The sequence below is a fragment of the Herminiimonas sp. genome (assembly GCF_030645555.1).
Classification (GTDB): domain Bacteria; phylum Pseudomonadota; class Gammaproteobacteria; order Burkholderiales; family Burkholderiaceae_D; genus Oxalicibacterium.
In genome coordinates this window covers 1-7,823 of the sequence record NZ_JAUSME010000104.1, presented here as the reverse complement: position 1 = coordinate 7,823, position 7,823 = coordinate 1, and the positions used below count along the sequence as shown (strand labels likewise).

Sequence of the window (7,823 nt, the reverse complement as noted above, 5' to 3'; positions counted from 1 at the left end):
ATGCGCTCGGCTACCCGATGAACTACAAGCATCCACGCGAAATCATGGATGAGATCGCATCGTTGACACCGACCTTTACCGGCGTCAGCTTCAAGCGCATCGACGAACTCGGCGGCAGCATACAGTGGCCATGCAACGAAGCCTCGCCTGAAGGCACGCCTACCATGCACATCGATGAATTCGTGCGCGGCAAGGGTCGCTTCATCAACACCAAGTATTTCGGCAGCGGCGAAAAAGTCAACGCCAAGTTCCCGTTGATCCTGACCACCGGCCGCATCCTGTCGCAGTACAACGTGGGCGCGCAAACCCGCCGTACCGCCAACAATATGTGGCATAGCGAAGATCGCCTGGAAATCCATCCACACGATGCGGAAGAGCGCGGCATCAAGCAGGACGATTGGGTAGGCATAGAATCACGGGCCGGCCAGACCGTGTTGCGCGCCGAGATTACCGAGCGCATCCAGCCGGGCGTCGTGTTCACCACCTTCCATTTCCCGGAATCGGGCGCCAACGTGATTACCACCAGCTCGTCTGACTGGGCCACCAACTGCCCTGAATACAAGGTCACGGCAGTCCAGGTGATGCCGGTAACGCAACCGTCCGAATGGCAGCGTACTTACAATCGCTTCAACACTGAACAGGAAAGCTTCGCCAGTAGCAGGCTGATTCCGCGTGAAGTGACGACGGCGGCGAAGTAAGCAGGCGAGATCGAGCTTCGTTGATGAACGCCATCACAGACCACGAGCGCAATGCGCTGATTCGTGTCCCGGTTGAAAAATGGGATGCGGATCAGCACATGCTGTGCGAAGACGACGTGGCGGAAGAAGTGCCGGTTGCGCTCGAGTACAACGGCATTTCGCATGCAGTGATGCTGGCGTCTCCTTACGATCTGGAAGACTTCGCGCTGGGATTTTCCCTGAGCGAAGGCATACTGAAAGATCGCTCGGAAATGTATGAGTGCGAAGTGGTACCCGGCTGCGAAGGCATACAGGTGCAGATGCAAATCGCCAGCGCACGCTTCGTCGCGCTGAAGGATAAGCGGCGCAATCTGACCGGCCGTACCGGCTGCGGTCTATGCGGCGCGGAAACCCTGCAGCAGGCGATACGCCATCCGCAGGCAACGACCGGCAATGCGATGTTTTCTGCTGCGCAGATCCATGCGGGCATGCAGGCGATGTTCAAGCAGCAGCATTTGCAGCGCCACACTGGCGCCACGCATGCTGCGGCATGGATGAAGCTTGATGGCAGGGTGGAACTGGTGCGCGAAGATGTAGGCCGCCACAATGCGCTGGATAAATTGATAGGCGTGATGGCGCGCGAGAACTGCGATTTTTCAGCCGGGGCAGCCTTGATTACCAGCCGCGCCAGTTATGAAATGGTGCAAAAGGCTGCCACGATGGGGATAGGATTTCTCGCGGCTATTTCGGCACCTACCAGTCTGGCTATTCAGCTGGCGGAAGAAACCAATGTGACGCTGGTCGGTTTTGTCCGTAACCACAGCCATGTCGTTTATGCACAATCGCATCGCCTGATACGCGAAAAATCAAAGTAGAAAAACCAGATAAAGGAAGCTGAAATGAGCAGCAGTACGGTCGATACCCTAGTCACGATGGCAAATCAGATTGGTGATTTTTTTGAAACCATGCGAGACCGCAACCAGTCGCTAGATGAAATTGCCGGTCATTTGAAACGCTCCTGGGATCCGCGCATGCGCCGCGCCTTGATGGAGCATGTGGAGCAGCATGACGGCGCCGGCTTGAAAGCCATCGTGCTGGAAGCGGTGCGCACGCATAAAATGATTTAAATTCGGCTCGGGCTTGTCGCAACAAGCCCTGCCAATTACCATGGCTGCGCAAACTTCATTGCTCAGGTTTCGTTTTTTATGCAGCCATATTCGTTCGTTCTTTCAGGAGGAAACATGTCCCGTCGTTCATTATTTCGTTTTGCCTCGCTTGTGCTGGCATCTGCACTGGTCACGCCATTTGCTTTTTCCCAGCAAATCATCAAGCTGTCGACCACCACCAGCACCGAAAGCTCGGGCTTGCTGCCATATCTTTTGCCTGATTTCGAAGCCAAAACCAATTCCAGGGTGCACGTGATCTCTGTCGGTACCGGCAAGGCGCTGGAGCTGGCTAAAAATGGTGACGTCGATGTCACGCTGGTGCATGCGCGTACGCTGGAAGACAAGTTCGTCGCCGAAGGCCATGGCGTTGATCGTCGCGACGTGATGTACAACGATTTCGTCATCGTCGGGCCCAGCAGCGATCCTGCCGGCATCAAGGGCAGCACGGATGTACTGGCAGCCATGAAAAAAATCGTCGATAGCAAAGCCAAGTTTATTTCGCGCGGCGACAATTCCGGCACCGACGTGATGGAAAAGAAATACTGGAAGGATGTAGGCGTACAGCCTCAGGGCAGCGCTTATGTAGCGGCCGGCCTGGGTATGGGTGAAGTGCTGACGATGGCAGCAGAATTGCAGGCTTATACCTTGAGCGATCGCGCCACTTATGGCGCTTATCGTGCGAAGACCGGCTTGATCGTGGCGGTGCAGGGCGACAAGAAGATGTTCAATCCCTACGGCGTGATTGCAGTCAACCCTGCCAAGTACCCTAACATCAATTACAAGGGCGCCAAGCAACTCATCGATTACCTGACTTCAGCTGAAGGCCAGAAGCGCATCGCTTCATTCAAAATTGAAGGTGAACAGTTGTTCTTCCCATCGGCTAAATAAATACTGCTTTCTGCGCCCAGGCGTGGAAAGCTGACAGGCTTGCTTGCAAGCCCATGCAAAAAGCGCGGAATTCCGCGCTTTTTATTTACTGGCCTTCGAAGACATCTTCACTCGCCGTTTTCAATTCTTTCGCTTCTTCCAGCATCCTGCGATGTGCGATGCGCTTGCGCATGATCTCCGCATGTTGTTTCGCAGTCATAGGCGGCGTTGTCATCAAGTCTTTCAACAAGGCGATATTGGTGTAGTTGTTTTTAATGAGACGGCCCAAGTTGCTTGACTCCGTAGTTAAGTATCAACATCGCTACATCGCCCGGGATACGCTGGCGAGGCAATCGAAAACAATCGCGTTACTGCATTTTGCACCAAATCAAGGTCTTTAACATTACTGATGGAAAAATAGCCGTATCCAGCAACAAAGCGATGCAGCGCCGGACGGAAAATGAAAAAGCCCCGCAAGACTAAGTCATGTGGGGCTTGAAGCATGGCGGCAAGAGAGCGGATCGCCATCGTCGACAGTACTGTCACTGTTGCGGCACGATTGCTTGTGTAGCAGTACAACGTTTGAGTATCCGGCTCATTCCAGGTCGCAGCACTTTTGTCACTATCATCCCGGTCAAGCCGCCGCTACCGTTAAGCAGCATCACAACAAACAGCTCTTGCAAACCCGGCGACCACCGCAACAAGTATGCGATATAGCTGGCATAAAGGTTGCGTACTAAGGGTCGCATGGTATTCATCCGGGTAAGTGCTGATCTGCCGCTTGGCGGAAGATCCTGCTGGTTAGTGAGTCAGGCAATACGCTGCTTCTGAGCGCAACTGTGCAGCGAGTTGTGGTTTTGTTTGTGCAATCTGGTTAGCCTTGCTGTTCAACGCACATTTCGTGTGCGCAGTACCTTGTTTTGCAGCGGCACGTTTTGCAACGGTTTGTGCCGGTGCATAAGCAGCACGCAAACGCAGTTGTGCAGCCAGTTGCGGTTGAGTCTGTGCTATCTGGTTAGCTTTGCTGTTCAACGCAAATTTGGTATGCACAGGGCTCTCTTTTGCAACTGCAGGCTGGGCAGCAGTTTGTGCGGGTGCGTAAGCAGCACGCAAGCGCAATTGTGCAGCCAGTTCTGGTTGGCTCTGTGCAATCTGGTTAGCCTTGCTGTTCAAGGCGTATGCTGCCTGTACCGGGCTGGCGGCACGAACCTTGCGAGTTTTCGCAACGGCAACGGATTGGCTAGGGGTAAGCGCCAGCAAGGCAGTACGCAAGACGGCAATCGCCAGTGGTTTGAATAACATGACCAGTGCAGCAATGATGGCCAGGCCGATCAGTGGACGTGCCGGAGCGTAGATCAAGCCTATGGCTGCCAGTGTCACTGGTACTGCAACAAGGGCTTGATTCGATATTGAGTGATTCGATAATGTGGACATGATGATTTCCTTTTCCTATATTTAAATTCTGTTGTTGCATCGCAGTATAGGTAGCATTAAGATATAAATCTAATTTCAATTTAAGATAACAGTTATACTTTATGTGAATATGACTGTTAGCCATTTTTCTTCCCTATCTCGCCCATAACAATATGAGTTTTCTGACCCTGGACTTGAATTTGCTCCGCGTATTTGATGCGGTCATGACCGAGCAAAATCTGACGCGCGCAGCGAATCTGCTGGCCATGACGCAACCTGCCGTTTCCAACGCGTTGCGTCGCTTGCGCGATGCGCTGGGTGATGAGCTGGTGATACGCACTGCCCACGGCGTCAAGCCGACGTCGCGCGCGACAGAGTTGTGGCCGGTAGTGCGGCGCGCGTTAACCGACCTGGAAGCCGCCGTTACCCCGGACACCTTTGATCTGTCGCGTGCAAGTACGACCTTTCGGATGGCGATGGCGGACGCAACCGCATCGATGTGGCTACCCTTTTTAGTCTCGGCAATTGAAACCGAAGCGCCGGGCCTGAATGTGCGCATGGTGCCGCTGACGACGCGGGAGCCGCGTCCTATGCTGCTGCGCGGCGATATAGATTTGGCGATAGGCTTTTTCCCCGGCGTCGCAGCACAGCTCGCCAGCGGGCAAAATACTGCCGTTTCTCAAATCCGGCATGACCGTTTGTACACCGGTGAATATGTCTGTGTAATGCGGAAAAACCATCCGCTGGCAAAGGGCGAATTAACGCTGGATAATTATTGTGCAGCGCTACATTTACTGGTCAGTTTTTCCGGTCGCGCAAAGGGTTTGATGGATGATGCGCTGGCCGAACTGGGGCGCGAACGGCGCATCATGCTGACAGTGAACCAGTTTTTTACTGCCGGGCGCGTGGTCGCCAGTTCAAATCTGATCACCGTATTGCCGCGCCACTTGATCGCATCGACAGGCATGGCAGATGAGCTGACGATCAAGGACTTGCCGTTCGACTTGCCCGATGTACACGTCGACATGTTGTGGCACGAAAGGGATGCGCGCAATCCGGCGCATAAATGGTTGCGTGAGAAATTAAGCTCCAGTACTTACGACGGCATAGGCCACATCACCAAGCGTAGCCGCACAAGCTAATACCCGGATTTTCATTCTGAAACCCGCTAGATGCGGGTTTTTTATTGCCCCTTGCAAAACACAGGACCTCCCTCTACAGGAGCATCTTATTGAACTTGCAAGTTGCTAAACAGTCTCATTTTCTATTCCTACAGATTTGGTTCTTATGTCGCGTACAAAAAAAATAATGCTGGGGGGCGCAACCGGATTGCTTGCGACCATGCTTGCCTGCGTAATCTTCATACTGACGTTTGACTGGAATCACGCAAGGCCATGGATCAACGCCCGCGTCAGCGAGGCTACCGGGCGCAACTTCGCCATCAATGGCGATCTGGCACTCACCTGGCAGCGTACGCGCCTGGCAGGCGAGACCTGGCATGACTGGCTCCCGTCCCCGCGCCTGAGTGCCTACGATGTGTCGCTCGGCAATCCGGCCTGGTTGAAAACCGATGCCACTATGGCGACCGTCGGACACATCACTTTTTCCGTCAATCCGCTACCCTTGCTGGCCAAAACGATCGTGATCCCGACCCTGCAACTGGATGATCCGGTGGTCAAACTGGAGCGCATGCGCGATGGCCAGAATAACTGGACCTTCAAGCAAAATGAACCGTCAGGCTGGACGCTGGATTTGCAACGCCTGCTTTTTTACAAGGGCGAAGTGGCATTGAAAGATGAAATCAAGCATATCGACGCGAAAGCGAAGATCGATTCGCTCGAGCCCACTGCAGCAAACGATTATGTCGTCAGCTGGAAGTTGTCCGGATCATTCAATGGCGCGCGCATCAGCGGCGACGGCCGGGCGGGAGCGCTGCTGGCATTGAAAAATGTCGATAAACCTTTTCCGCTGGAAGCAAAGCTGAATGTCGGGAAAACATCGATACGCGTCAATGGAACGGTGACCAAACCACAGGATCTGGCTGCGATCGACATGCGCCTGCATCTGTCCGGCGCCAGCATGGCGGATCTGTATCCGATTACCGGCATCACACTGCCCAAGACGCCTGAATTTTCGACTGAAGGCCACTTGAGCGGGACGACCAGCGATAGCGGTGGCAAATGGACTTACGATAAATTCAGCGGCAAGGTCGGAGAGAGCGACATAGCCGGCAGCTTGACTTACGAGGCAAAAAAACCGCGCCCGATGTTATCCGGCGCGGTCGTTTCGAATCTGCTGCGCCTAAGTGACCTGGGTCCGATTATCGGTGCGGATTCGAATGAAAGCAAAAAAGAGCGCGGTGTTGCGCCTAGCCAGCCTGCCGACAAAATATTACCGGTTGAAAAATTCACGACCGAGCGCTGGGGCAGCATAGATGCAGATGTGAAGATTACCGGCCGCAAGATAGTACGCGATGCATCCCTGCCTATCGAAAACCTGGATACCCATCTGCATCTGCAAGACCGTATCGTGACGCTTACCCCGCTCAATTTCGGCGTCGCTGGCGGCAACATGATTGCGAATATCAAACTGGATGGCCGCGACAATATCATCAAGGCAGAAGCAAAGATTTCCGCACGCCATCTGAAGCTCAAACAATTGTTCCCAGGCTTCCAGCCTATGCAGGCCAGTTTCGGTGAAGTCAATGGTGACACTTCGCTGTCGGCAACAGGCAATTCGATCGCCAGCATGCTGGCGACATCGAATGGCGAGATCAAGGCATTGATCAATGAAGGGACTATCAGCAAGCTGCTGCTGGAACAAATCGGCTTGAATCTCGGTAATGTCATTCTTTCGCAGGTTTTTGGCGACAAGCAGGTAAAACTCAATTGCATGGCAACCGATTTATCTGTCACCAATGGTTTGATCCAGACCCGCACGCTGATCGTCGATACCGAAGATGCCGTTCTTTACATCAGTGGAAACATTGATCTGGCAAAGGAAAAACTGGACTTGACGATCAATCCAAAGAGCAAGGGTTTGCGTATCGTTTCATTGCGCGCGCCCTTGTATGTAACGGGGGATTTCAAGACCCCGAAAGTCAATGTAGACAAAGGCGTCATGGCCTTGAAAGCAGGCGGGGCAATTATCCTGGGCGCAGTGGCCCCGATATCGGCATTGCTTCCGCTGGTTAATGTAGGCACGGAAGAAGAGAATAAATGCGTAGCCTTGTTGAAAGAAGCGCAGGAAAAGCCTGTTGCACCACCGCCAGGTAAAACCTACAAGAAGGTTGGCAGTAAGAAAACGAAGTAAAAAGATTTCCTGATCAGATAGACCAAGTCATGAAACGAAGCCTGCGTCAGCAGGCTTTTTTTTCCTGCAGGGTGCTCGTTAATCGTCTAAAAAGCTGTGGATAAGCCTGTGTACAAAATGGGGATAGCTTGTGCATAAAGTGCGCACGCCGTCGCCTAGGTTTTTTATGCAGAATCTGTTCTTCTACAATACCGCCTTTATGCAGGCTTTATCCTCTTCCCAAGTACTTGATTTCCTTTTGTTTTAGTCGCTTATCCACAGAAAAGCACTGGTGTTAACTATTACTACTAAACATATATATAAACAATTACCTTAAAACCGGTTGCCTCCTTGTCGTCGCAAAATGTGCAAAGATCCAGGCACAAACTTCAGCTTGAATATTGATCAG

The 7,823-nt window shown here is 52.9% G+C and carries 9 protein-coding genes; 6 read left to right on the top strand and 3 right to left on the bottom strand.

Annotation, left to right across the window (positions count from 1 at the left end; genetic code table 11):
• The 4 genes from Q7T06_RS04285 to Q7T06_RS04270 form a co-directional block, all read left to right on the top strand.
• The coding region (locus tag Q7T06_RS04285) for a molybdopterin oxidoreductase family protein (protein ID WP_304780751.1) at positions 1 to 698 on the top strand (698 nt) is incomplete at its 5' end.
• A gap of 23 nt (positions 699 to 721) precedes the next feature.
• Positions 722 to 1,552, top strand: a complete 831-nt coding sequence (fdhD, locus tag Q7T06_RS04280; RefSeq protein ID WP_304780749.1) for a formate dehydrogenase accessory sulfurtransferase FdhD — start codon at positions 722 to 724, stop codon at positions 1,550 to 1,552.
• 24 nt (positions 1,553 to 1,576) lie between these two features.
• Positions 1,577 to 1,804 (top strand): formate dehydrogenase subunit delta, encoded by a 228-nt coding sequence (locus tag Q7T06_RS04275; protein WP_304780746.1) that lies wholly within the window; start codon positions 1,577 to 1,579, stop codon positions 1,802 to 1,804.
• 114 nt (positions 1,805 to 1,918) lie between these two features.
• A complete protein-coding gene (locus Q7T06_RS04270; protein WP_304780743.1) occupies positions 1,919 to 2,731 on the top strand; it encodes a substrate-binding domain-containing protein in 813 nt (270 codons plus the stop codon).
• A gap of 85 nt (positions 2,732 to 2,816) precedes the next feature.
• Here the strand turns inward: Q7T06_RS04270 and Q7T06_RS04265 are convergent, their stop codons facing one another.
• From Q7T06_RS04265 to Q7T06_RS04255, 3 genes are all read right to left on the bottom strand, one after another.
• Positions 2,817 to 2,999, bottom strand: coding sequence for a hypothetical protein (locus Q7T06_RS04265; RefSeq protein ID WP_304780754.1), 183 nt, complete (start codon positions 2,997 to 2,999; stop codon positions 2,817 to 2,819).
• A 17-nt stretch (positions 3,000 to 3,016) separates the two neighbouring features.
• Positions 3,017 to 3,289 (bottom strand): hypothetical protein, encoded by a 273-nt coding sequence (locus tag Q7T06_RS04260; protein ID WP_304780740.1) that lies wholly within the window; start codon positions 3,287 to 3,289, stop codon positions 3,017 to 3,019.
• A 222-nt stretch (positions 3,290 to 3,511) separates the two neighbouring features.
• A complete protein-coding gene (locus Q7T06_RS04255; RefSeq protein WP_304780738.1) occupies positions 3,512 to 4,144 on the bottom strand; it encodes a hypothetical protein in 633 nt (210 codons plus the stop codon).
• 152 nt (positions 4,145 to 4,296) lie between these two features.
• Between Q7T06_RS04255 and Q7T06_RS04250 the strand changes: the two genes are divergently transcribed.
• Together Q7T06_RS04250 and Q7T06_RS04245 are read left to right on the top strand one after the other, a co-directional pair.
• Positions 4,297 to 5,265, top strand: coding sequence for a LysR family transcriptional regulator (locus tag Q7T06_RS04250; RefSeq protein ID WP_304780735.1), 969 nt, complete (start codon positions 4,297 to 4,299; stop codon positions 5,263 to 5,265).
• A gap of 145 nt (positions 5,266 to 5,410) precedes the next feature.
• The gene (locus tag Q7T06_RS04245; RefSeq protein ID WP_304780730.1) at positions 5,411 to 7,435 is read left to right on the top strand and encodes an AsmA family protein; all 2,025 of its coding nucleotides are present in this window, start codon (positions 5,411 to 5,413) and stop codon (positions 7,433 to 7,435) included.
• Positions 7,436 to 7,823: the final 388 nt, after the last annotated feature.